This window comes from Serratia ficaria (genome assembly GCF_900187015.1).
Classification (GTDB): Bacteria; Pseudomonadota; Gammaproteobacteria; order Enterobacterales; family Enterobacteriaceae; genus Serratia; species Serratia ficaria.
Genome location: NZ_LT906479.1, coordinates 2,326,815 through 2,348,539 on the forward strand (window position 1 = coordinate 2,326,815; position 21,725 = coordinate 2,348,539).

Genomic DNA, 21,725 nt, shown 5'->3' on the forward strand with positions numbered 1-21,725 from the left:
AATAAAACCATAGGATGAGATCTGATGAGCCAGTCAATTTATAGCCTGCCGTTGCAAACCATCGAGAATCAAAACGCCACGCTGGAAGCCTACCGTGGCTCGGTGCTGCTGGTGGTCAACGTCGCCTCTGAATGCGGCCTGACCAAACAGTACGAGGGGCTGGAAGCGCTGTACGAAACCTACCGCTCGCAGGGATTTGAAGTGTTGGGTTTCCCTTCCAACGAGTTTCTGGGGCAAGAGCCAGGCAGCAATGAAGAGATCCTGGCGTTTTGCCGCGGCACCTTCGGCGTGCAGTTCCCGATGTTCGCCAAGATTGAGGTGAACGGCGAAAACCGCCACCCGCTGTATCAGGCGTTGGTTGCCGCGCAGCCGCATGCGCAGGCGCCGGAGGGCAGCGAGTTCCTGGCGCGCATGACCAGCAAAGGGCGCGCGCCGAAGCAAACCGGCGATATCCTGTGGAACTTCGAAAAATTCCTGATCGCCCGCGACGGCACGGTGATCCAGCGTTTCTCACCGGATACGACGCCGGAAGATCCGGCGCTGGTGGCGGCGGTAAAACAGGCGCTGGCCGGGTAATCTGACATGCTGCAGCTGGTTCAGGTTGGGGTAACGGGGCGTTTGGCGCCTTTTTCGGCGCAGGTGGGCGCCGGGGTGCAGGTGCATCTGATCGGCCCGAACGGCGCCGGCAAGAGCACGCTGTTGGCGCGCCTGGCGGGCATGCTGCCGGGGGTGGGCGAAATAACCTTGGCCGGGCAAGCGCTGCCCGGCTATCAGGGGAAGGATCTGGCGCTGCATCGGGCCTACCTGAGCCAACAGCAGCCGCCGGTGGCGCTGATGCCGGTGTTTCAGTATTTGGCGCTGCATCAGCCCGCAGGCGCGGCGGAGGCGGCGCTGGAGCACGCGATCCTTTATCTTTGCCGGCGCTTCAAGCTGCTGGACAAACTGCCGCGCATGCTGACCCAGCTGTCCGGCGGCGAATGGCAGCGGGTGCGGCTGGCTGCGGTGCTGCTGCAGGTGTGGCCGAGCGTTAATCCGCACAGCAAACTGCTGCTGCTGGACGAGCCGACCAACAGCCTGGACGTGGCGCAAAAGGTGGCGCTGGATCGCCTGCTGCGGGAGTTTTGCCAAAGCGGGCGCAGCGCGCTGGTGTGCGCCCACGATCTGAACCATACCCTGCAGCAGGCCGATCGCGTGTGGCTGCTGCATGCCGGCCGGCTGGTGGCGGAAGGCCCCACCGGCGAAGTGATGGAGCCGACGCTGCTTTCACGGATTTATGACGTGGATTTCCACCTGCAGGCGGTAGGGGACCAGCGCTGGATCATGACCCGAACGGCATAAGGCCGCGTCAGCGCAATGCAGCCTAAACGAAAATTAAACGTAGTTGATATAAATAGCCGGATAATGACCGGCTATTATTCCGTTTTATCCCTTTCCTCCCGCTTTTTCTTGAAAACCGTCGCTGGCGTGCTAGGCTTTTCTTACTGTAAACAAAATAAGAAAATAATTTTTAATATTTATAGTTATTTGATTTTGTTGATAATTTATAATTAATTATGCTGGCTCCCTCCTATCCGATTATCCAACGGATAATAACTATCGTCTTAAGGTTTAGTTAAGCTTGCGGCCGTACATTGGCAGTTAATCCATCGGGAACGATTCTCTCTGGCGTTTAATATTCGTTAAATGAAAGAGTTCTACAGTGTCGTTAAAAGAAGTTCGATACGTTTGGGGTTAACTATGGATCAATTTTTACCTTTCTCTCGCCCGGCGATCGGCGATGAAGAAATCGCGGCGGTTGAAAAGGTGCTGCGCTCCGGCTGGATCACCACCGGGCCGCAGAATCAGCGGCTGGAAAGCGAATTTTGTTCTACCTTCGGCTGCAAGCACGCCATCGCCGTCTGTTCCGCTACCGCCGGCATGCACATCACCCTGATGGCGCTGGGCATCGGGCCTGGCGATGAGGTCATCACCCCCTCGCAAACCTGGGTCTCCACCCTCAACATGATCGTGCTGCTCGGTGCCACGCCGGTAATGATCGACGTCGACCGTGAAACCTTGATGGTCAGCGCCGCCGAGGTGGAAGCTGCGATTACGCCAAAAACCAAAGCCATTGTTCCCGTGCACTATGCCGGCGCGCCGCTGCAGATGGATGCGCTGCGCGAGGTGGCCGCCCGGCACCAACTGCCGCTGATCGAGGACGCCGCCCATGCGGTGGGTGCCCGTTTCAACGGCGAATGGGTAGGGGCGCGCGGCACGGCGATTTTCTCTTTTCACGCGATCAAGAACCTGACCTGCGCCGAAGGCGGCCTGATCGCCACCGACGACGACGCGTTGGCGGAGCGCGTGCGCTGTCTGAAGTTTCACGGCCTGGCGGTGGACGCTTTCGATCGCCAGCAGCTGGGGCGCAGGCCGCAGGCTGAGGTGGTGGAGCCGGGCTACAAATACAACCTCTCAGATATTCATGCGGCGATAGCCGTGGTGCAGCTGGCGCGGTTGCCGCAGCTGAATGCCCGCCGGCAGGCGCTGGCGCAGCGTTATTTGAACGCGCTCGCAGGCTCGCCGTTCCAGCCGCTGGGGCTGCCGGATTATCCGCACGATCACGCCTGGCACCTGTTTATGGTGCGCGTCGACGCAGAGCGCTGCGGCATCGACCGCGACCAGCTGATGGAGCGCCTGAAAGCGCTGGGCATCGGCACCGGTCTGCATTTCCGTGCCGCGCATACCCAGAAATTCTACCGCGAGCGTTATCCGCAACTGTCGCTGCCCAACACCGAATGGAACTCGGCGCGTCTGTGCACCTTGCCCTTATTCCCTGATATGACCGACGCCGATGTCGATCGCGTGGTCAATGCCTTGTCTTCTGTCGTGGAGTCGTTACGTGCCTCGCATTGAACCGATAAAAAAAGTGTCGGTGGTGATCCCGGTCTACAACGAGCAGGAAAGTTTGCCTGCCTTGCTTGAACGCACCACCGCCGCTTGCAAACAGCTGGCTCAACCCTATGAAATCATCCTGGTCGACGACGGCAGCAGCGACGATTCCGCCGAGATGCTGACCGCCGCCGCGGAACGGCCGGGCAGCCACGTGATCGCCGTGCTGTTGAACCGCAACTATGGGCAGCACTCGGCGATCATGGCCGGTTTCAACCAGGTGAGCGGCGATCTGGTCATCACGCTGGATGCCGACCTGCAAAACCCGCCGGAAGAGATCCCGCGGCTGGTCAGCGTGGCGGAGGAAGGCTATGACGTGGTCGGTACCGTACGCGCCAACCGCCAGGATTCCTGGTTCCGCAAAAGCGCTTCCCGGGTGATCAACATGATGATCCAGCGCGCCACCGGCAAGTCGATGGGGGACTACGGCTGCATGCTGCGCGCTTATCGCCGCCACATCGTCGAGGCGATGCTGCACTGTCATGAACGCAGCACCTTTATTCCGATCCTGGCGAACACCTTCGCCAGACGTACCACAGAAATTGATGTGCGCCACGCCGAACGCGAGTTTGGCGATTCCAAATACAGCCTGATGAAACTGATCAACCTGATGTACGACCTGATTACCTGCCTGACCACCACGCCGCTGCGCTTGCTCAGCGTCGTCGGCAGCGTGGTGGCGCTTTCCGGGTTCGTACTGGCGCTGGTGCTGATTGCGCTGCGTCTGATCCTCGGGCCTGAATGGGCGGCGGGCGGGGTGTTCACCCTGTTCGCGGTGCTGTTCACCTTCATCGGCGCCCAGTTTGTCGGCCTGGGCCTGCTGGGGGAATACATCGGCCGTATCTACACCGACGTGCGCGCTCGTCCCCGTTATTTTGTTCAGAAAGTGGTCGGCGAACAGCAGACCCACAATACTCAGGAAGAAGAATGATGAAAGCTATTGTATTTGCTTACCATGATATTGGCTGCGCAGGTCTGAAAGCGCTGACTGAAGCGGGTTATGACGTGCAGGCGGTGTTCACGCATACCGACGATCCTGGTGAAAACAACTTCTTCTCCTCCGTGGCGCGGCTGGGCGCAGAGCTGGATCTGCCGGTCTACGCTCCCGAAGACGTGAATCACCCGCTGTGGGCCGAGCGCATTCGCCAACTGCAGCCGGACGTCATTTTCTCTTTCTACTACCGCAATATGCTGAGCGATGAAATTTTGTCGCTGGCGCCGCAGGGCGGATTCAACCTGCACGGCTCCCTGTTGCCGCATTATCGCGGGCGCGCGCCGATAAACTGGGCGTTGGTCAACGGCGAAACCGAAACCGGCGCCACGCTGCATAAAATGGTCAGGCGCCCTGACGCCGGCGATATTGTCGAGCAGCGCAAGGTGGCGATCGCCGAGGATGACACCGCGCTGACGCTGCACAAGAAAGTGCTGGAGGCCGCCCAGGGCCTGCTGAAAAACGCGTTGCCGAAGCTGAAAAACGGCACGGCGACCTTCACCGCGCAAAACGAAGCCGAGGCCAGCTATTTCGGCCGTCGCACTCCGGCCGACGGCGAGATCCTGTGGCATAAATCCGCCCGCGAGATCAACAATCTGGTGCGCGCGGTCACCGAACCTTATCCGGGCGCGTTCAGCTACCTTGGCCAGCGCAAGCTGATCGTCTGGCGTTCCCGCGCGCTGGATGTCCGGCACGACAAACTGCCGGGCACCGTGCTGAGCACCTCTCCGTTGGTCATCGCCTGCGGCGAAGGGGCGCTGGAAATCGTCTCCGGCCAGAACGAAAGCGGCCTGTACGTTCAGGGTAGCCGGTTGGCGCAGGAAATGGGCATCGTCACCGACGTGCGGCTGGCGGCCAAGCCGAACGCGGTGCTGCAGCGCCGCACCCGCGTGCTGATCCTGGGGGTTAACGGCTTTATCGGCAACCACCTGACCGAGCGCCTGCTGCGGGACGACCGTTACGATATTTACGGTCTGGACATCGGTTCCGACGCCATCAGCCGCTTCCTCGATAACCCGCGCTTCCACTTTGTGGAAGGGGATATCAGCATCCACTCCGAGTGGATCGAGTATCACATCAAGAAGTGCGACGTGGTGCTGCCGCTGGTGGCGATCGCCACGCCGATCGAATACACCCGCAACCCGCTGCGGGTGTTCGAACTGGACTTCGAAGAGAACCTGAAAATCGTCCGCGACTGCGTGAAGTACAACAAGCGCATCATCTTCCCGTCCACCTCCGAAGTGTACGGCATGTGCGACGACAAAGAGTTCGACGAGGACCACTCGCGCCTGATCGTCGGGCCAATCAACAAGCAGCGTTGGATCTATTCGGTTTCCAAGCAGCTGCTGGATCGGGTGATCTGGGCCTACGGCGCCAAAGAGGGGCTGAAGTTCACGCTGTTCCGGCCGTTCAATTGGATGGGCCCGCGCCTGGACAACCTGGACGCCGCGCGCATCGGCTCCTCGCGCGCCATCACCCAGTTGATCCTCAATCTGGTGGAAGGCTCGCCGATCAAGCTGATGGACGGCGGGGCGCAAAAACGCTGCTTCACCGACATCAACGACGGCATTGAGGCGCTGTTCCGCATTATCGAAAACCGCGACGGCCTGTGCGACGGCCAGATAGTCAATATCGGCAACCCGACCAACGAAGCGAGCATCCGCGAACTGGCCGAAATGCTGCTGGCCAGCTTCAACGACCACCCGCTGCGCGATCGCTTCCCGCCGTTCGCCGGCTTCAAGGATGTGGAAAGCAGCAGCTACTACGGCAAAGGCTATCAGGACGTTGAGCACCGCACGCCGAGCATCAAAAACGCCCGCCGCCTGCTGGGCTGGCAGCCGACGATCGAGATGAAGCAAACCGTCGCCGATACGCTGGATTATTTCCTGCGCACTACCGTTCAGGAAGGTAAGGGTGCATGAAGAAGGTCGGTCTGCGGGTTGATGTAGATACCTTCAGCGGCACCCGGGCAGGGGTGCCGCAGTTGCTGGATCTGTTTGAGAAGTACGACATTCAGGCCAGCTTCTTCTTCAGCGTGGGACCGGACAATATGGGGCGCCATCTTTGGCGCCTTTTGCGTCCGAAATTTCTGTGGAAAATGCTGCGCTCGAACGCCGCTTCGCTGTATGGCTGGGACATCCTGTTGGCCGGCACCGCCTGGCCGGGCCGCAATATTGCGCGCGCGCTGGGGCCTTTGATGAAGCGCACCGCCGAAGCCGGCCACGAAGTGGGGCTGCACGCCTGGGACCACCAGGGCTGGCAGGCCAAGGTCGGCCGTTGGTCCGAGGCGCAGCTGACGCGGCAGGTTCAACTGGGCGTCGATGCCCTGAGCGCCTGCATCGGCCAGCCGGTCAAATGCTCCGCGGCGGCGGGATGGCGGGCCGATACGCGGGTACTGGAGGTGAAGCAGCGCTTCGGCTTTCATTACAACAGCGATTGCCGCGGCACCCACCCGTTCAGGCCGCTGCTGAGCGACAATCGGCTGGGCACGGTGCAAATTCCCGTCACGCTGCCCACTTTTGACGAAGTGATCGGCAGCGAGGTCAGCATGGCCGATTTCAACGACTACATCCTGCGCGCGATCGAAAACGATCGCGGCGTGCCGGTCTACACCATTCATACCGAGGTGGAGGGGATGTCGCAGGCGGCGATGTTTGAACGGCTATTGCAGCGGGCGCAGCGGCAGGGCATCGAATTCTGCCCGCTGAGTGAATTGCTGCCGCAGGATTTGGCGTCATTGCCGTTGGGCCGCATCGAGCGCGCTCCTTTCCCCGGCCGCGAGGGTTGGCTGGGTTGTCAAACCGATGTGAAGGACGATTCATGAAGGCGCTAAAAGGATCATGGGCCATTGTGCTGGCCGTTTTTTTTGCTCTGGTTTATTTGATTCCGCTCAACGGCCGCCTGCTGTGGCAGCCGGATGAAACCCGTTATGCCGAGATCAGCCGTGAAATGCTGCAGCGCGGCGACTGGGTGGTGCCGCACCTGCTGGGGCTGCGCTATTTTGAAAAGCCGGTCGCCGGTTACTGGTTCAATAACATCAGCCAGTGGCTGTTCGGCGAAGGCAACTTTGCGGTGCGCTTCGGTTCGGTATTCAGCACCGGCGTCAGCGCGCTGCTGGTATTTGCGCTGGCGATGCTGATGTGGCGCAATGCGCGGCGCGCCAGCCTGTCGGCGCTGATTTTCCTGTCGATGGTGTTGGTGTTCAGCATCGGCACCTACAGCGTGCTGGATCCGATGATCGCGCTGTGGCTGACGGCGGCGATGGCCAGCTATTACCTGACGCTGCAGGCCACCACGCTCAAGGGCAAGCTGGGCGGTTACGTGTTGCTGGGGCTGGCCTGCGGCATGGGCTTCATGACCAAGGGGTTTCTGGCGCTGGCGGTGCCGGTGATCTCGGTGATCCCGATCGTTATCCAGCAGCGGCGCATCAAGGAGCTGTTGCTGTTCGGCCCGCTGGCTGTCCTGGTGGCGGTGTTGCTCAGCCTGCCGTGGGCGATAGCCATCGCCCAGCGCGAGCCGGACTTCTGGAACTACTTCTTCTGGGTGGAGCATATTCAGCGCTTCGCCGAAGATAACGCGCAGCACAAGGCGCCGTTCTGGTATTACATTCCGGTTCTGATGGCGGCGGTATTGCCCTGGCTGGCGCTGCTGCCTGGCGCGCTGCTGAAGGGGTGGCGCGAACGCGCGCAGCGCCCGGAGCTGTTTTTCCTGCTCAGCTGGGTCGCGATGCCGTTGATTTTCTTCAGCGTCGCCAAGGGCAAGCTGCCGACCTATATCTTGCCGTGCATGGCGCCGCTGGCGTTGCTGATGGCGGCCTATGCGGAAGACTACGCCGCTTCGCTGCGCAGCAAGGTCTTCAAGGTCAACGCGTTGCTGAATGGGCTGTTCGGACTGATCTGCGTGCTGGCGCTGCTGGCGTTGGGTTCCGGCCTGCTGCCGAAGGCGGAGGTGTTTACCGCGGCAGAATGGCCGAAAGTCGCGATTGGCCTCGTCGCTTTCGGCGGCTGGTTGGCGTTGGCGATTTTCTCCGCGGGCGACAGGGCGCAACGTTGGCGCTGGGCGGCGGCCTGCCCGCTGCTGTTGTGTTTGCTGATCGGCTACGCTATTCCGCAGCGGGTGATCGATTCCAAGCTGCCGCAGAACTTTATTCGCGTTAACATGGCCGAACTGGGGCACAGCCGCTTTGTGTTGACCGACAGCGCCGGAGTGGCGGCCGGATTGGCCTGGGAGCTGAAGCGCAGCGATGTGATCATGTTCAGCGAGAAGGGCGAAGTGGCCTACGGGCTGGACTACGTCGACGCCCGCAGCAGCTTCGTCAGCGACGCCGACTTCCCGCAGTGGCTGGCGCAGGCGCGCAAGCAGGGTGACGTTTCATTGGTATTGCAGCTGTCGCGAGGAGATCGGGTGCCGCAAAATCTGCCTGCAGCGGACAAGGTGGTTGAGATGAACCGCCTGGCGCTGGTGTGGTACCAGCAACAGCCATGATGGGCTTCCTGCTGATCATCCTGGTCAGCCTGCTCACCTGCGGGGGGCAGCTGTGCCAGAAACAGGCGGCGCGCTGCTGGCGGCTGCCGGCGGCGGTGCGGTTGAAGGTAACCCTGCGTTGGCTGGCGCTGGCGGTGCTGCTGCTGGCGCTCGGCATGGCGGTATGGCTTAACGTGCTGCAGCGCCTGCCGCTCAGCCTGGCTTATCCGATGCTCAGCCTCAACTTCGTGCTGGTGACGCTGGCGGCGCGCTGGCTGTTTAATGAGCCGACCACCGCGCGCCATTGGTGTGGCGTCGCCTCAATCATGCTGGGGATCCTGCTGATGAGCGTGCAATCGTGAGGGGCTATGCCTGGGGCGCGGCCAGCGTGCTGCTGGTCACGCTGGCGCAGCTGTTGATGAAGTGGGGCATGGTGCAAATTCCGCTGATGTCGTTCGCCGACGTCACCCCCGCGTTGCTGGGGGATTACTGGCTGCCGCTCCTGGCGGTCGGCGGCGGCATCTTCGGCTACGCGCTGTCGATGCTGTGCTGGTTTTGCGCGCTGCGCTATCTGCCGCTTAACCGCGCTTACCCGCTGCTGAGCGTCAGTTACGCGCTGGTGTATCTGGCGGCGGTGATCTTGCCCTGGTTTAACGAATCCGCCACCCTGCTGAAATCATTGGGTACGCTGTGCATTTTGTTTGGCGTGTGGCTGATTAACGGCAAAGCCGCAGTAAAAACGCCAAAATAGGGGCAAAACCGGCGTTAATGCTATTATCTCCTGCATGGCGCTTGCCTTTTTCCCCGCGCGGGAGATAAATTAACGCCAAACAGCGTTCTCCTTACCTGGTGTCGGCTTTGCCTCGCAGTCGGTGCGGTGTACCGGACGGCATGATGCGCAACGGGTTCGATGAAGGGATATTATGCGGATGCGAGTGTGGTTTTTATTAGCCAGTTTGATCCTTGCCGGTTGCAGCAGCCATGCGCCGCCGCCAAGCGGGCAGCTGGCCGATTCTATCGTGGTGGTGGCCCAGCTGAATGAACAGCTGCGCCAATGGTACGGCACGCCTTATCGTTACGGCGGCATGGATCGCGGCGGCGTCGATTGCTCCGGCTTTGTCTACCGCACCTTCCGCGATCGTTTCGATATGCGGCTGCCGCGTTCGACCGAAGAGCAGACCTCGCTCGGCACCAAGGTTTCCCGCGACGAACTGATGCCGGGCGATCTGGTATTCTTCAAAACCGGCGGCGGCGAAAACGGCCTGCACGTCGGCATCTACGACACCAACGATCAGTTTATCCACGCGTCGACCAGCCGCGGGGTGATTCGCTCCTCGCTCGATAACGTCTATTGGAAACGGGTTTACTGGCAGGCGCGGCGCATTTAGCCTTAACCCGTTGATTTGGTGTATCATGGCTGCATCACGTCTTTAACGGTGACCGCCATGACCGCCTTACGCTTACTGATTTCCGACTCTTACGACCCCTGGTTCAACCTGGCGGTGGAGGAGTGCATCTTCCGCGAAATGACCAGCCAGAAAATCCTGTTCTTATGGCGCAATGCCGAAACGGTGGTGATCGGTCAGTCGCAAAACCCATGGAAAGAATGCAATACCCGGCGCATGGAGCAGGATGGCGTTCGCCTGGCGCGCCGCAGCAGCGGCGGCGGGGCGGTATTTCACGACCTGGGCAATACCTGCTTTACCTTCATGGCCGGCAAACCGGGCTACGACAAGTCTGTGTCGACCGGGATTATCTTGCAGGCCCTGTCGCAGCTGGGGGTTACGGCCAGCGCCTCGGGGCGTAACGATCTGGTGATGGCAACCCCGGAGGGGCCGCGCAAGATCTCGGGTTCGGCCTACCGCGAAACCCAGGATCGCGGCTTTCATCATGGCACGTTGTTGCTGAACGCCAATCTTGACCGTTTGGCGGATTATCTCAATCCGGATCCGAAAAAGCTGCAGGCCAAGGGCATCACCTCGGTGCGATCGCGGGTGGCCAACCTGGCGGACTTGCTGCCCGACATCAGCCATCAGCAGGTGTGCGACGCCATCATACAGGCCTTCTTCAGCCATTATGGCGCCAGCGCCGAACCCGAGATCATTTCGCCGGACGTGTTTCCCGACCTGCCGGATTTTGCCGCACAGTTTGCCCGGCAGAGCAGCTGGGAATGGAACTTCGGCAAAGCGCCGGCCTTCAGCCACTTGTTGAATGAGCGTTTCGTGTGGGGCGGCGTAGACATTTTCTTTGACGTCGAGAAAGGCGCGCTGGTTCGAGCGCAGATCTTTACCGACAGTCTGGATCCGGCGCCGCTGCAAGCGTTGGCTGACATGCTGGTGGGGTGCGCCTATCGCAGTGACGCTCTGGCCGCCTGTTGCGATCGTCTGATTGCCGCGTTCCCGCAGCGGGCGGCTGAGCTGACCGAACTGCGGCAATGGTTGGTCGAGACCGTCAAATAATCTCCTATCTGCCGTGGCGGGATGAGAGCATTCTCATCCCTTTTTTATGCCTGTCATTTGGCGCCATGTCGCCGCCGGCGGCGAAAAAAACCATCATTCGGCTTGGCACAGATTTCTGAAAAATCAAGGCGGCATTTTTTTGCCTTTTCAATGCGCTGAATAAGACGCTCAATTGATGCGTTATTAAATTTAATCGGTTTTCGTTGGGCCGTCAGCGAAAGGCGCGGCGCGGCGGCAGGGAGGTTTTTACAAAATAGGATTTTTCTTAACAAAAACAACAGCGATAAGTCAAATTTTCAGCGAAGCTATATCTCTTAAGTTAAATATCTTTTAATCTCTGGCGCGCAGTGAGTCAATCGCCATAAGCCAGCCTGTTTTTCCGACTGCATTTCAGTAAGCTCATATAGCTTTAAACTATCAATTAAATGATAACTTATTGGTATTTACATTGATATTTCCGATTAATCCCAGAAGGATTGATCGATAAAATATATTGATATACGATGAGAAGCTAGCCATTCAGCCTGTGGCATTAAAATGAAAATTCAATTCGACGCTGACTTTATTAGTAGCTATGTTTTTCAACCTGTTTACTCAATGGAGGGTAGGCTGCTGGCGGTGGAAATGTTAAGCCGTTTCAATAGCCTGGACGGCGACCTGGCCATGCCTGCCGACATTGGGATTAATTTATTGAGCCCCGAGCAAAGGATTGAGTTATTTAATGAGCAATTGATACTGGCGCAGCAGAACGCCGCCTGGTTTAACCAGCATCAGGTGTTGCTGACCATCAATATTGAAGAAACCGTGGTTGAATTGATTCTTTCCGACTCCCGGTTGCGCCAGCGCATCTGGCAATGCCCCTTTATTGCGTTTGAAATCAGTGAGGGTTTTCCGAATCTTTCCGCCGGGAAAAAAAATGAGAGCGTCAGCCGATTAAGCGAAATGTTTACGCTGTGGTTGGACGATTTCGGTTCGGGCAAGGCGACGCTGACCGCACTGTACGACGGTCTGTTTGACTATGTAAAGATCGACAAGCGTTTTTACTGGCAGCTGTTTACCCACCAAGGATATGACGTGGTGATCGACTCGCTGTTAAAAAATATCAACCTGCTGTGCAAGGGCGTGATCGTCGGGGGAATAGAGAAAAAAGAGTATTTTAATAAGCTCAGACACGCCGGCGTTTTTGGTCTGCAAGGCTTTTTATGGCCCAGCGTGGGCGTGGACAACCTGTCGGCTCTGCGGGCGACGCCCGGCGAGTTCAATCGCCATGACGGATAAAATACGCCGCATTCAGGGGAAATAACGAACCGGGCGGTGGCCGGTCCGGCGCTGTTATTCATTCTCGCTTTCTCGCGGGTAAATATTGTTTTAATCGGCGCAGCAAGGCATCCAAGCAAGCCGCGGCGTGCCCCCCGATCTTCCCGCATCGGCCCTGGCATCGGGCGGGTGCGTTCTCCTTGCATTTCCTCTGTGTTAATCCCGCCGCTCAGGCTCTACACTAGGCTGAAACGGAGGGCCTATGCCGCAGTTCGAAAACGCTTACCATCAACAGTTAGCCGGTTTTTATACCGCATTAAACCCAACGCCGCTGAAGGGCGCGCGCCTGCTGTATCACAGCGAACCGCTGGCGCGGGAGCTGGGTTTGGATGAAAGCTGGTTTACCCAGGATAAAACCGCCATTTGGGCCGGGGAAACGCTGCTGCCGGGCATGCAGCCGTTGGCGCAGGTCTACAGCGGCCACCAGTTCGGCGTTTGGGCGGGGCAATTGGGCGACGGCCGCGGCATTTTGCTCGGCGAGCAGGTGTTGGCGGACGGCAGCCACAGAGATTGGCACCTGAAAGGCGCCGGGCTGACGCCGTATTCCCGCATGGGCGATGGCCGCGCGGTGTTGCGTTCGGTGATCCGCGAATTCCTGGCCTCTGAGGCGCTGCACCATCTGGGCATTCCCACCACCCGCGCGCTGACCGTGGTGACCAGCGAACAACCGGTGTTCCGCGAGCGGCCTGAACGCGGCGCGATGCTCATGCGCGTGGCGGAAAGCCACGTGCGCTTCGGCCACTTCGAGCATTTCTATTATCGCCAACAGCCCGAACAGGTGCGGCAGCTGGCGGATTTCGTTATCGCGCGCCACTGGCCGCAGCTGCAGGATCAGGGCGAACGCTACCTGTTGTGGTTCACCGAGGTGGTGGAACGCACGGCGCGCCTGATGGCGCAGTGGCAGACGGTGGGCTTTGCGCATGGCGTAATGAATACCGATAACATGTCGATCCTGGGCATCACCCTCGATTACGGTCCCTACGGTTTCCTCGATGACTACCAGCCGGGTTACATCTGCAACCATTCCGACCATCAGGGGCGTTATGCCTTTGACAATCAGCCGGCGGTGGCGTTGTGGAACCTCCATCGTTTGGCGCAAACGCTGTCCGGGCTAATGACCGCCGAACAGCTGCAGCAGGCGCTGTCGGCCTACGAACCGGCGCTGATGCGCGCCTATGGCGAACAAATGCGCGCCAAGCTCGGTTTCTTCACTCAATCGACGCAGGATAACGACCTGCTTACCGGATTGCTGAGCCTGATGGCGCAGGAAGGGCGGGATTATACCCGCACCTTCCGCCTGCTGAGCGAAACCGAACAGCAGCAGGCGCAGTCGCCGCTGCGGGATGATTTTATCGATCGCGCGGCCTTCGACGACTGGTATCGGCAGTATCGTCAGCGTTTGCAACAGGAGCAGGTGAGCGATGCGGATCGGCAACGATCGATGAAGGCGGTGAACCCGCGCCTGATCCTGCGCAACTATCTGGCGCAGCAGGCGATTGAAGACGCTGAAAAGGATGAGGTCGGCCGGCTGGCGCGTTTGCATCGGGCGCTGTTGACGCCGTTCGCCGACGCGCCTGAATATGACGATCTCGCCGCGCTGCCGCCGGACTGGGGCAAGCATCTGGAGATTTCCTGCTCCAGCTGAGATGAAAAAGGGCGCCTAATGGCGCCCTTGAATTTTTATTGCCGCAGATAGACCTGCGGCAGCGGCACTTCGGGATGATGTACCACGCCGAGATCGGCCTGATACCAGCGGGTGAGGATATCCGCCTGCAGCACCTCCTGCGGCGTACCGCTCGCCACCAGGCGGCCCTGATGCAACAGCAGAATCCGATCGGCGTACAGTGCGGCCAGGTTGAGATCGTGCAGCACGCAGCAGACGCCCAGCGGTTGTTGGCGCGTCAGCGAGCGCAGCAGGCGCAGGGTGTGCTGCTGGTGGTACAGGTCCAGCGCCGAAGTGGGCTCGTCGAGGAACAGCCAGGAAGGGGACGGCTGCGGCTGCCACAGCTGCGCCAACACGCGAGCCAACTGAACCCGCTGCTGCTCGCCGCCGGACAGTTGGCGATAGTCGCGCTGCGCCAGCGCCAGGCAATCCGTCTGCGCCATCACCTGTTTTATCGCCCGTTGCCGGTCCCGTTTGCCGTGCGGCGAACGGCCCATGCCGACCACCTCTTCCACGGTGAAAGGGAAGGCCAAATCGCTGTGCTGACGCATCACCGCCCGGACCTTGGCCAGCTGTTGCGGCTGCCATTGTTCCAACGGCCGATCGAGCAGCCGGCACTCGCCGCAGCCCGGGAGCAGGTAGCCGGTCAGCAGGCGCAGCAGCGTCGACTTTCCCGCGCCGTTCGGGCCGATAATCGCCACCATTTCACCGCTGGCGATGCGGAGCGAAACGTCGCTGATCAAACGGCGTGAACCCAGGCTGTAACGCAGCTGTTCAGCAGTCAGGCTTGCGGTATTATCCACCCGGACGCTCCCGCTGGCGCATCACCAGCCACAAGAAGTAAGGGCCGCCGATCAGGCTGGTCATCAGACCGACCGGCATTTCGGCCGGCGCCACCAGCGTGCGCGCCAGCGTATCGCTGACCAGCAGCAGGCAGGCGCCGCCCAGCGCGGAGCAGGGCAGCAGCCAGCGGTGATCGCCGCCCAGGCGCATGCGCACCAGATGCGGCACCACCAGCCCGACAAAACCGATCACGCCGCTCATCGCCACTGCGGCGCCGATCAGCAGCGCGCTCAGCAACAGCAGCTGCAGCTTGGCGCGCTGGACGTTGACCCCCAGGTAGTGGGCCTCTTCGTCGCCCAACTGCAGCAGGTTCAGGCGGCGCGCCTGCAGCAGCGTCATCAGCGCGGCCGGCAGGATCAGCGAAGCGGCGACCATCAGCGTCGGCCATTGCGACTGGCTGAGGCTGCCCATCATCCACAGCGAAAACTGGCGCAGCTGTTGATCGCTGCTGAGATAGGACAGCACGCCGATCGCCGCCATGCACAGCGCGTTGATGGCGATGCCGGCCAGCAGCAGGCGCGACAGGCTGCCGTGCCCGCTGCGGCTGATGGCGTAGATGAGCAATGACACCAGCAGGCTGCCGAAGAAGGCCGCCAGCATATGGCCATACAGGGCGACCATCGGCGGCAGCGCCAGCGGCATGACGATAATCAGCGCGACAAACAGCGCGCCGCCGCTGCTGATGCCCAACAGGCTGGGATCGGCCAGCGGATTGCGAAACAGCCCCTGCATCACCGCGCCGGACACCGCCAGCGCGCAGCCGATCACCACCGCCAGCAGGACGCGCGGCAGGCGGATGTTCAGCCAGATATGCCAGGAGGTGTCGCTAAAGGGTTCGCGCCACAGGGTGCGAAACGACAGCGTCAATGCGCCCATATTGGCGGCGGCCAGCGCCAGCAGGGCCAGCAGCACCAGCAGGCCGGCAATGGCCCACTGCGGGGAAGTGCGGCAGCGCATTACTTTTGCTCCGCCGCTTGGCGCAGTTTAGCCAGCGCCGCCGGCGTTTCCAGGCCAAAGCCCAGCAGCGCCATATCGTCGACGATCAGCACGCGGTGATTCCGGCCGGCCGGCGTCAGCGCCAGCCCGGGCAGGGACCACAGCTGCCGCAGCCCGCCGAGCGTGCGTACCCCGTCGGTGGTGACCAGCAGCAGATCCGGCGCGCTGGCGATCACCCCCTCTTGCGACAGCGGGCGATAACGGTCGAAACCCTGCATGGCGTTTTTCAATCCGGCGGCGACGATCACGGCGTCTGCGGCGGTATGCTGCCCGGCGGCCATCGGCGTAATGCCGCCGTGGCTCATGACAAACAGCACCTTGACCGGCAGCGGGCTGGTGTTGACCGCCGCCAGCTGCTGCTGATAGCGGGCGCTGAGCCGCTTGCCCTGTTCCGCGCGCTGCAGCGCTTCGGCGATCGCGGCGATTTTTTTCGGCACCGCCTGCAGGGTGGTGTCGCCCGGCACGCTGACCACCTTGACGCCGCTCTCTTCGAGCTGCCTGAGCACCAGCGCCGGCTGCGCCAGTTCGGTGGTCAGCACCAGCGTGGGCTTCAGCGCCAGAATGCCCTCGGCGTTCAGCTGGCGCATATAGCCGACGTCCGGCAGCTTTTTCACCGCTTCCGGATGCAGGCTGGTGCTGTCGCGGGCTATCACTTCATCGCCCGCGCCAAGTGCGAAGGCAATTTCGGTGACGTCACCGCCTATCGAGACGATACGCTGCGCGGCGGCGGCGCTTAATGGCAGCGCCAGCGCGATGGCCAGCGCCAGGCAACGGGTCAATGAAGGTTTCATGCGGCGATGTCCTTGGCTTCCAGCGCGGCAACCTGCTCACGCCATTGGGTTTGCTCCGGCTGTCCTTCGGTGCGCTGACCGTACAGCTGGGCTATCTGCGTGCCGTCGGCGGCGAACAGCTCCAGGCTGGTCACGATGCCGTCTTTGGTCGGTTTGCGGGTGATCCAGCTTTCGGCGATCGCCCCTTCGATCAGGTGCAGGGTGAAGCGGCGATTAAACACGTTAATCCAGCCTTCCTGCGGCATCAGACGCTCGATCTGGCCGGTGAAAATCTGCACGCAGCCGCGGTTGCCGACGAAGATCATGATTTCGTTCTGCAACTGCTGCGCGGCGTTTAACAGCTGCGACAGCGCGCCGTTGTCTACCCGGTAGGCCAGATCGTCGCCGACGGCGCGGAACGCCTGTTGGCGCGTCAGCTTATTGCGGCTCAGCAGTTGGAAGAACTGATGCACGTCGGTCATCTCGCGCCATTCGCGGTCGATCCGGTCCGCGTCGGTCGCGGCATCGTCGGCGGCGGCCGCCGCGGCGGGCTGCAGCTGCAGCGGCGGATTTTCGGCGCTCTGGTGGCGCTCGATCAGCGACATCCAGGCCGCCAGATCGGTTTCGTCGGTGGTGTACACCTTATGCAGCGCATCGCCCTGATGATCGAAGAACTGAATGCTGTGGCGCACGCCGCGCTTGTTGGTTTCGCTCATGGCGAAAACGCTGGCCCACTGGTTGAGGAACAGGCGCAGATCCAGCTCGCGCGGGTTGAGGATCAGCCCGGCATGGCCGTTGAGGTGCTGGTTGCGGTAGCGACCCATCTGTTCATGCACCGCATAGCTGTTGCGGGTAATGGATTTGGTGACGCCGACCTGTTCGAGCTCGGTCAACAGGGTGCGGGCGTCGGCCTGCAGGCGGCGACTGTCATGGCCGACGCGGGCGTGGGTCAGCGCCGCTTCGCTGACGCCGAGGATCTCCGCCAGGTCGCGGGCGTATTTGCCCGGATTGTCGATTTTGGCCTGCTGGTAGCGTTCATACAGGGTATTGCTCATGCGTTGTTCTCCTGCGCTGTGATGCAAACGGCGGACAAGCCGCTTGTCCGCCCGGTAGTCAAAAAGTTACCACTGGTAGCTGACCAGCAGCTTGGCGTTGCGGCCATCCTGCGGTATGCCCTGCGGCGAGTAGTATTCCTTATCGAAGGCGTTGCCCAGCACCAGGGTGGTGGTGACGCCCTGCAGGCGATCGCGCCCTTTGTAGCTCAGATAGAAATCATTGACGCCATAGCCCGCCTGTTCGGCGACGCCGGTGGCAACATGGGTGGAACGTTGGGCGAAGGTGGCCACCCAGCCGGTGGACAGGCCGGTTTCGCCCAGCGGCACGTCCAGCGAGCTGGTGACGGTGTCCGGGTTAATGGTGCTCAGCCAGTCGCCGGTCGCCTCATCTTTCCCCCGGGTGCGGTTATAGGCCAGATCCCAGCCAAACAGCGGCGTCTTGTAGCTGAGCGTAGCATCCCAGCCCCAGATTTTTGCGCGGTCGATGTTGGTTGAGAAGGTGGTGCAGCTGATGCAATACGGGCCGCGCGGGCCACGCCCCAGCTCCATGGTGACGTCGGTGGTGATGTAGTCTTTGGCCTTGGTGTCGAAATAGCTGGCTTTGAACTGCAGGCTGTCGCTGGCTAACAGCACATCGTCAAAACGCAACCCAAAACCGTATTCCTGCGTTTCATTGGTTTCCGGTTTCAGATTCGGATTGGGTACCCAATAGTTGGTTATGGTGGTTGGCCCCATAGGAATCGAGAAATGCTTGGAGTCGTTGTACATCTCACCCATGGTGGGCGCCCGGAATGCCTGGGAATAGGAGCCGAACAGCATCAGCCAATCGGTCGGGGTAACGCTGATGGCGCCGCGAGACGACCATTTATCGGCATCGACATCGGCGTAACCGTCGCTGGAGCCTTTGTAATTATCATAACGGGTGCCGGCGAGCAGGGTGACCGGCAGGTCGCGCAGCGTAATCTCATCCTGCAGCCAGCCGGAAGCGAAATTGATTTTCGCCTGGGGGAAGCTTTCGGTCGCGCCGCCCGGGGTTTGTTCCTGCTTGTACGCTTCGGTGCCGTAAGTAAACAGGTGAGAGGCGAAGGTATCGGCAAACAGGCGGGTGCGGTTTTCCAACTTGGCGCCGCGGGTGGTTTGTTTGCGGTTTTCGTCTTCGCTGCCGGCGGCATGCGCGTTGATTTCCACGTCGGAGTAATAGATTTTGGCTTCGGCGTCCAGCCACTCCTGACCCACGGGTTTCAACTTATAGCTCAGTGCGGCATCGCGTTGAATTGTTGAACGGTCGGTCATCAGGTTACCGCTTGAACTGGCGGATTCCTGCGGGTTCTTCGGTTCCTGGGCGCTGTTGTTGTAATAGCGCAGGTTGCCGGTCAGCGATTGGTTATCGTCGATTTTCCAGGTGCCCTTGGCCAACACATTGCTGATGGTTTCGTCGTTTGGCGCATCGAAACCGTTGCCCTGCCGCAGGTCGCCGACGTCGCGGGTGCCGAACGACAGCAGCCCGTCGAGGCTGTCGGTCCTGCCATAGGCGCTGGCGCCCATGCCCAGGCTGTGATCGCCGCTGCCGGCGGTGCCGTAAACCCGGTAGCCGCTATCATGGCCCGGCAACAGCAGGTCGGCGGCGTCGACGGTTTCATAGGAAACAACGCCGCCCAGCGCGCCGCTGCCGTACAGCAGGGCGGAAGGGCCGCGCACCACTTCGATACGCTTCACCAAACCGGGATCCAGGAAGGTGCCGTTGATATGGCCGGTATCGGTGCCCTGACGGATACCGTCTACCAGCGTCAGCACGCCGCGGCGGTCGTAACCGCGCATCATCAGGTCCTGGCCGTTGCTGCGGCCGGTGCCGGTAACGCTAATGCCCGGTACGCGGCGCAGCATATCGGCGGCGGTGGCGGCGGTTTGGCTTTCGGGCGTATCGCCCTCGATCACCGTCACCATCATTGGCGCTTCAAAACTGCTGCGCTGATTGCCGGTGGCGACCACGGTCAGGGTTTCGTCGGCGGACGGTTTTTTTTTGTCGGTTTCCGCGGCGGCAGAAGTAGAAGAAGTGGTGCTGGTGGTTTGTGCCAGAGCCACCGTAGGCAGAGCGCAGGCAATCGCCAGACTCAATGCGGAAAAACGCAGCCGGGTGGAAATTGTCAGAGGCATGGGGCAACTCTCCGTATGTTTTTAACATATCAATAGATTTGCTGGCTGCCTGGATCAAAAGGATCGGGGTGGCTGGCGTTTGGGGGATCTTTATTATTTGGTCAGGATCAATTTTCCGGCTTTGGTCTGCCGCAGCTGATAGCGCTGGCCCTGATGGGTAATAACCGCCACGCCGTCGGCGCCGAGCAGCTGGGCGCTGTCATAACAAGGGTGCGGTTCTGCGCTGCGTCCGGCGGGAACGCCGGCGGCGGGCAGGTTGTTGTTGGGATTATCCATCGTCATTCGTTTATAAAACAGACCATTAAATGGTAATTAATATCAAAGTGATAATCATTATCATGTGAACGAAAGGTTACATCAAGGGAAATTTTCTTACCGATTGAACCTTTTTGCAGGAAATGCGTCTGGCGACGGGCCGGGGGGCGTCGGCCCGCGAGGCATCGGGTTATTTCAGCAGGGTTTCGATGCGGTCGAACAGGCGTTCGGGCTTGGTGATCGGGGCGAAGCGCGTGGCCCGCTGGCCGTCGGCGGTGAGCAGGAACTTGGTGAAATTCCACTTGATGCGCCGACTGCCGAGCACCCCGGGCGCCAGGCGTTTCAACTCATTGAACAGCGGGTGGGCGCCGGGGCCATTGACCTCGATTTTACCGAACAGCGGGAAACTGACGCCGTAATTCAGGGTGCAGAAGTCGGCTATCTCCAGCGGGTCGCCCGGCTCCTGGGCGCCGAACTGATTGCAGGGGAAGCCCAACACCATCAGGCCGCGCTCGCGGTAGTATTGCCACAGGTTCTCCAGCCCGCGGTACTGCGGCGTGAAACCGCACTTGCTGGCGGTATTGACCACCAGATAGGCGCGGGCGGGGAAGTCGCCCAGCGTTTTATGTTCGCCCTGCAGCGTGACGCAGGGGATGGATAACAGTGAATGAATCATGCCGGGGCTCCGATCCTTGCCTGGGGGCTGCGGTGGTGGTTATCAGTATAGATGAGCGGGGGAAGGCGGAAAAGCCGGGGCGAGGGCGCCCCGGCTGCGAAGTCAGAAACGCGTATCGACCGCGTCCGCCAGCATCGCCAGCAGCTGTTCGCTGTCGGACCAGCTCAGGCAGGGATCGGTGATCGACTGGCCATAGGTCAGCGGCTGGCCGGCAACGATTTTCTGCGTGCCTTCCACCAGGAAACTTTCCGCCATCACGCCGGCGATGGCGGCGGAGCCGGCGCGGATCTGCTGGCAGACGTTTTCGGCGACTTCCAGCTGGCGGCGATGCAGCTTCTGGCAGTTGCCGTGGCTGAAGTCGATCACCAACTGTTCGGGCAGGTCGAATTCGCGCAGGTTGTCGCAGGCGGCCACGATGTCGGTGGCGTGGTAGTTCGGCGTTTTGCCGCCGCGCATGATGATGTGGCCATAAGGGTTGCCGCTGGTCTGGTAGATGGTCATCTGGCCGTTTTTGTCCGGCGAGAGGAACATATGCCCGGCGCGCGCCGCGCGAATGGCGTCGATGGCGATGCGCGTGTTGCCGTCGGTGCCGTTTTTGAAACCGACCGGGCAGGACAGCGCGGAAGCCATTTCACGGTGGATCTGGCTTTCGGTGGTGCGTGCGCCGATGGCGCCCCAGCTGATCAGATCGGCGATGTATTGCCCGACCACCATATCCAGGAACTCGGTGGCGGTCGGCAGGCCGAGCTGGTTCACCTCCAGCAGCAGGCGGCGCGCCATTTCGATGCCGCGGTTAACCTGGAAGGTGCCGTCCAGCGCCGGATCGGAAATCAGGCCTTTCCAGCCCACCACGGTGCGCGGTTTCTCAAAGTAGGTGCGCATCACGATTTCCAGCCGATCCTGGTAGCGAGCGCGCAGGGCGTTCAGCCGGCCGGCGTAGTCGATGGCGGCGTCGAGATCGTGGATGGAGCAGGGGCCAATCACCACCAGCAGGCGGCGGTCTTCACCGGTCAGGATTTTTTCAATGCGTTTTCGTGACGCGGTCACGTTATCGGCGATATCCGCCGAGATCGGCAGCTTATCGGCCAGCGCTTGCGGCGTGACGAGGCTGTCGATGCGCGCGGTCCGCAGTTCATCTGTTTTGTGCATGATTA

At 60.8% G+C, this 21,725-nt stretch carries 21 protein-coding genes; 13 read left to right on the forward strand and 8 right to left on the reverse strand.

Annotation, left to right across the window (positions count from 1 at the left end; genetic code table 11):
* Window positions 1-24: 24 nt before the first annotated feature.
* The 13 genes from CKW09_RS11025 (at window position 25) to CKW09_RS11085 (ending at window position 13,804) form a co-directional block, all read left to right on the forward strand.
* Window positions 25-576, forward strand: coding sequence for a glutathione peroxidase (locus CKW09_RS11025; protein WP_061795487.1), 552 nt, complete (start codon window positions 25-27; stop codon window positions 574-576).
* 6 nt (window positions 577-582) lie between these two features.
* Entirely contained in the window at window positions 583-1,338 is a 756-nt protein-coding gene (gene btuD / locus CKW09_RS11030; protein WP_061795488.1) for a vitamin B12 ABC transporter ATP-binding protein BtuD, read from the forward strand.
* A gap of 399 nt (window positions 1,339-1,737) precedes the next feature.
* Window positions 1,738-2,892, forward strand: a complete 1,155-nt coding sequence (arnB, locus tag CKW09_RS11035) for a UDP-4-amino-4-deoxy-L-arabinose aminotransferase (protein WP_061795489.1) — start codon at window positions 1,738-1,740, stop codon at window positions 2,890-2,892.
* A complete protein-coding gene (gene arnC / locus CKW09_RS11040; RefSeq protein ID WP_370671108.1) occupies window positions 2,849-3,859 on the forward strand; it encodes an undecaprenyl-phosphate 4-deoxy-4-formamido-L-arabinose transferase in 1,011 nt (336 codons plus the stop codon). Before arnB ends, arnC begins: the two co-directional genes overlap by 44 nt.
* On the forward strand, window positions 3,859-5,841 hold the full coding sequence (gene arnA / locus CKW09_RS11045) for a bifunctional UDP-4-amino-4-deoxy-L-arabinose formyltransferase/UDP-glucuronic acid oxidase ArnA (protein WP_061795532.1): 1,983 nt from the start codon (window positions 3,859-3,861) through the stop codon (window positions 5,839-5,841). Before arnC ends, arnA begins: the two co-directional genes overlap by 1 nt.
* Window positions 5,838-6,743 (forward strand): 4-deoxy-4-formamido-L-arabinose-phosphoundecaprenol deformylase, encoded by a 906-nt coding sequence (gene arnD, locus CKW09_RS11050; protein ID WP_061795491.1) that lies wholly within the window; start codon window positions 5,838-5,840, stop codon window positions 6,741-6,743. The genes arnA and arnD overlap by 4 nt, the downstream gene beginning before the upstream one ends.
* Window positions 6,740-8,404, forward strand: a complete 1,665-nt coding sequence (gene arnT / locus CKW09_RS11055) for a lipid IV(A) 4-amino-4-deoxy-L-arabinosyltransferase (RefSeq protein ID WP_095097241.1) — start codon at window positions 6,740-6,742, stop codon at window positions 8,402-8,404. Before arnD ends, arnT begins: the two co-directional genes overlap by 4 nt.
* The gene (arnE, locus tag CKW09_RS11060; protein ID WP_095097244.1) at window positions 8,401-8,745 is read left to right on the forward strand and encodes a 4-amino-4-deoxy-L-arabinose-phosphoundecaprenol flippase subunit ArnE; all 345 of its coding nucleotides are present in this window, start codon (window positions 8,401-8,403) and stop codon (window positions 8,743-8,745) included. Before arnT ends, arnE begins: the two co-directional genes overlap by 4 nt.
* On the forward strand, window positions 8,742-9,134 hold the full coding sequence (gene arnF, locus CKW09_RS11065) for a 4-amino-4-deoxy-L-arabinose-phosphoundecaprenol flippase subunit ArnF (RefSeq protein WP_061795494.1): 393 nt from the start codon (window positions 8,742-8,744) through the stop codon (window positions 9,132-9,134). The genes arnE and arnF overlap by 4 nt, the downstream gene beginning before the upstream one ends.
* Window positions 9,135-9,306: 172 nt before the next feature.
* On the forward strand, window positions 9,307-9,771 hold the full coding sequence (locus CKW09_RS11070; protein ID WP_061795495.1) for a C40 family peptidase: 465 nt from the start codon (window positions 9,307-9,309) through the stop codon (window positions 9,769-9,771).
* Between the two features lie 57 nt (window positions 9,772-9,828).
* The gene (locus CKW09_RS11075; protein WP_095100129.1) at window positions 9,829-10,842 is read left to right on the forward strand and encodes a lipoate--protein ligase A; all 1,014 of its coding nucleotides are present in this window, start codon (window positions 9,829-9,831) and stop codon (window positions 10,840-10,842) included.
* Between the two features lie 537 nt (window positions 10,843-11,379).
* Window positions 11,380-12,120, forward strand: coding sequence for an EAL domain-containing protein (locus tag CKW09_RS11080; RefSeq protein ID WP_061795496.1), 741 nt, complete (start codon window positions 11,380-11,382; stop codon window positions 12,118-12,120).
* Window positions 12,121-12,361: 241 nt separating this feature from the next.
* Window positions 12,362-13,804 (forward strand): protein adenylyltransferase SelO, encoded by a 1,443-nt coding sequence (locus CKW09_RS11085; RefSeq protein WP_095097247.1) that lies wholly within the window; start codon window positions 12,362-12,364, stop codon window positions 13,802-13,804.
* Window positions 13,805-13,839: 35 nt separating this feature from the next.
* Here CKW09_RS11085 and CKW09_RS11090 read toward each other — a convergent pair whose 3' ends face one another.
* The 8 genes from CKW09_RS11090 to CKW09_RS11125 form a co-directional block, all read right to left on the reverse strand.
* A complete protein-coding gene (locus tag CKW09_RS11090) occupies window positions 13,840-14,625 on the reverse strand; it encodes a heme ABC transporter ATP-binding protein (RefSeq protein WP_061795498.1) in 786 nt (261 codons plus the stop codon).
* The gene (locus CKW09_RS11095; RefSeq protein ID WP_061795499.1) at window positions 14,618-15,622 is read right to left on the reverse strand and encodes a FecCD family ABC transporter permease; all 1,005 of its coding nucleotides are present in this window, start codon (window positions 15,620-15,622) and stop codon (window positions 14,618-14,620) included. Before CKW09_RS11095 ends, CKW09_RS11090 begins: the two co-directional genes overlap by 8 nt.
* Complete coding sequence (locus CKW09_RS11100; RefSeq protein WP_095097250.1) at window positions 15,622-16,452, reverse strand: heme/hemin ABC transporter substrate-binding protein; 831 nt, start codon at window positions 16,450-16,452, stop codon at window positions 15,622-15,624. The genes CKW09_RS11095 and CKW09_RS11100 overlap by 1 nt, the downstream gene beginning before the upstream one ends.
* Complete coding sequence (locus CKW09_RS11105; RefSeq protein WP_061795501.1) at window positions 16,449-17,486, reverse strand: hemin-degrading factor; 1,038 nt, start codon at window positions 17,484-17,486, stop codon at window positions 16,449-16,451. Before CKW09_RS11105 ends, CKW09_RS11100 begins: the two co-directional genes overlap by 4 nt.
* A gap of 66 nt (window positions 17,487-17,552) precedes the next feature.
* Window positions 17,553-19,640 (reverse strand): TonB-dependent hemoglobin/transferrin/lactoferrin family receptor, encoded by a 2,088-nt coding sequence (locus tag CKW09_RS11110; protein ID WP_095097253.1) that lies wholly within the window; start codon window positions 19,638-19,640, stop codon window positions 17,553-17,555.
* 93 nt (window positions 19,641-19,733) lie between these two features.
* Window positions 19,734-19,916 carry a hemin uptake protein HemP gene (gene hemP, locus CKW09_RS11115; RefSeq protein WP_371415233.1) on the reverse strand — a complete coding sequence of 61 codons (183 nt, stop codon included), beginning with the start codon at window positions 19,914-19,916 and terminating at the stop codon, window positions 19,734-19,736.
* A gap of 169 nt (window positions 19,917-20,085) precedes the next feature.
* Entirely contained in the window at window positions 20,086-20,571 is a 486-nt protein-coding gene (locus CKW09_RS11120; RefSeq protein WP_061795503.1) for a glutathione peroxidase, read from the reverse strand.
* Window positions 20,572-20,673: 102 nt separating this feature from the next.
* A complete protein-coding gene (locus CKW09_RS11125; protein ID WP_061795504.1) occupies window positions 20,674-21,720 on the reverse strand; it encodes a 3-deoxy-7-phosphoheptulonate synthase in 1,047 nt (348 codons plus the stop codon).
* Between the last annotated feature and the right edge of the window lie 5 nt (window positions 21,721-21,725).

Coding starts and splice junctions, on each gene's coding strand:
- CKW09_RS11025 (WP_061795487.1), top strand. CDS start 25: ATGAGCCAGTCAATTTATAGCCTGCCGTTGCAAACCATCGAGAATCAA.
- btuD (WP_061795488.1), top strand. CDS start 583: ATGCTGCAGCTGGTTCAGGTTGGGGTAACGGGGCGTTTGGCGCCTTTT.
- arnB (WP_061795489.1), top strand. CDS start 1,738: ATGGATCAATTTTTACCTTTCTCTCGCCCGGCGATCGGCGATGAAGAA.
- arnC (WP_370671108.1), top strand. CDS start 2,849: ATGCCTTGTCTTCTGTCGTGGAGTCGTTACGTGCCTCGCATTGAACCG.
- arnA (WP_061795532.1), top strand. CDS start 3,859: ATGAAAGCTATTGTATTTGCTTACCATGATATTGGCTGCGCAGGTCTG.
- arnD (WP_061795491.1), top strand. CDS start 5,838: ATGAAGAAGGTCGGTCTGCGGGTTGATGTAGATACCTTCAGCGGCACC.
- arnT (WP_095097241.1), top strand. CDS start 6,740: ATGAAGGCGCTAAAAGGATCATGGGCCATTGTGCTGGCCGTTTTTTTT.
- arnE (WP_095097244.1), top strand. CDS start 8,401: ATGATGGGCTTCCTGCTGATCATCCTGGTCAGCCTGCTCACCTGCGGG.
- CKW09_RS11070 (WP_061795495.1), top strand. CDS start 9,307: ATGCGGATGCGAGTGTGGTTTTTATTAGCCAGTTTGATCCTTGCCGGT.
- CKW09_RS11075 (WP_095100129.1), top strand. CDS start 9,829: ATGACCGCCTTACGCTTACTGATTTCCGACTCTTACGACCCCTGGTTC.
- CKW09_RS11080 (WP_061795496.1), top strand. CDS start 11,380: ATGAAAATTCAATTCGACGCTGACTTTATTAGTAGCTATGTTTTTCAA.
- CKW09_RS11085 (WP_095097247.1), top strand. CDS start 12,362: ATGCCGCAGTTCGAAAACGCTTACCATCAACAGTTAGCCGGTTTTTAT.
- CKW09_RS11095 (WP_061795499.1), bottom strand. CDS start 15,622: ATGCGCTGCCGCACTTCCCCGCAGTGGGCCATTGCCGGCCTGCTGGTG.
- CKW09_RS11100 (WP_095097250.1), bottom strand. CDS start 16,452: ATGAAACCTTCATTGACCCGTTGCCTGGCGCTGGCCATCGCGCTGGCG.
- CKW09_RS11105 (WP_061795501.1), bottom strand. CDS start 17,486: ATGAGCAATACCCTGTATGAACGCTACCAGCAGGCCAAAATCGACAAT.
- CKW09_RS11110 (WP_095097253.1), bottom strand. CDS start 19,640: ATGCCTCTGACAATTTCCACCCGGCTGCGTTTTTCCGCATTGAGTCTG.
- hemP (WP_371415233.1), bottom strand. CDS start 19,916: ATGGATAATCCCAACAACAACCTGCCCGCCGCCGGCGTTCCCGCCGGA.
- CKW09_RS11120 (WP_061795503.1), bottom strand. CDS start 20,571: ATGATTCATTCACTGTTATCCATCCCCTGCGTCACGCTGCAGGGCGAA.
- CKW09_RS11125 (WP_061795504.1), bottom strand. CDS start 21,720: ATGCACAAAACAGATGAACTGCGGACCGCGCGCATCGACAGCCTCGTC.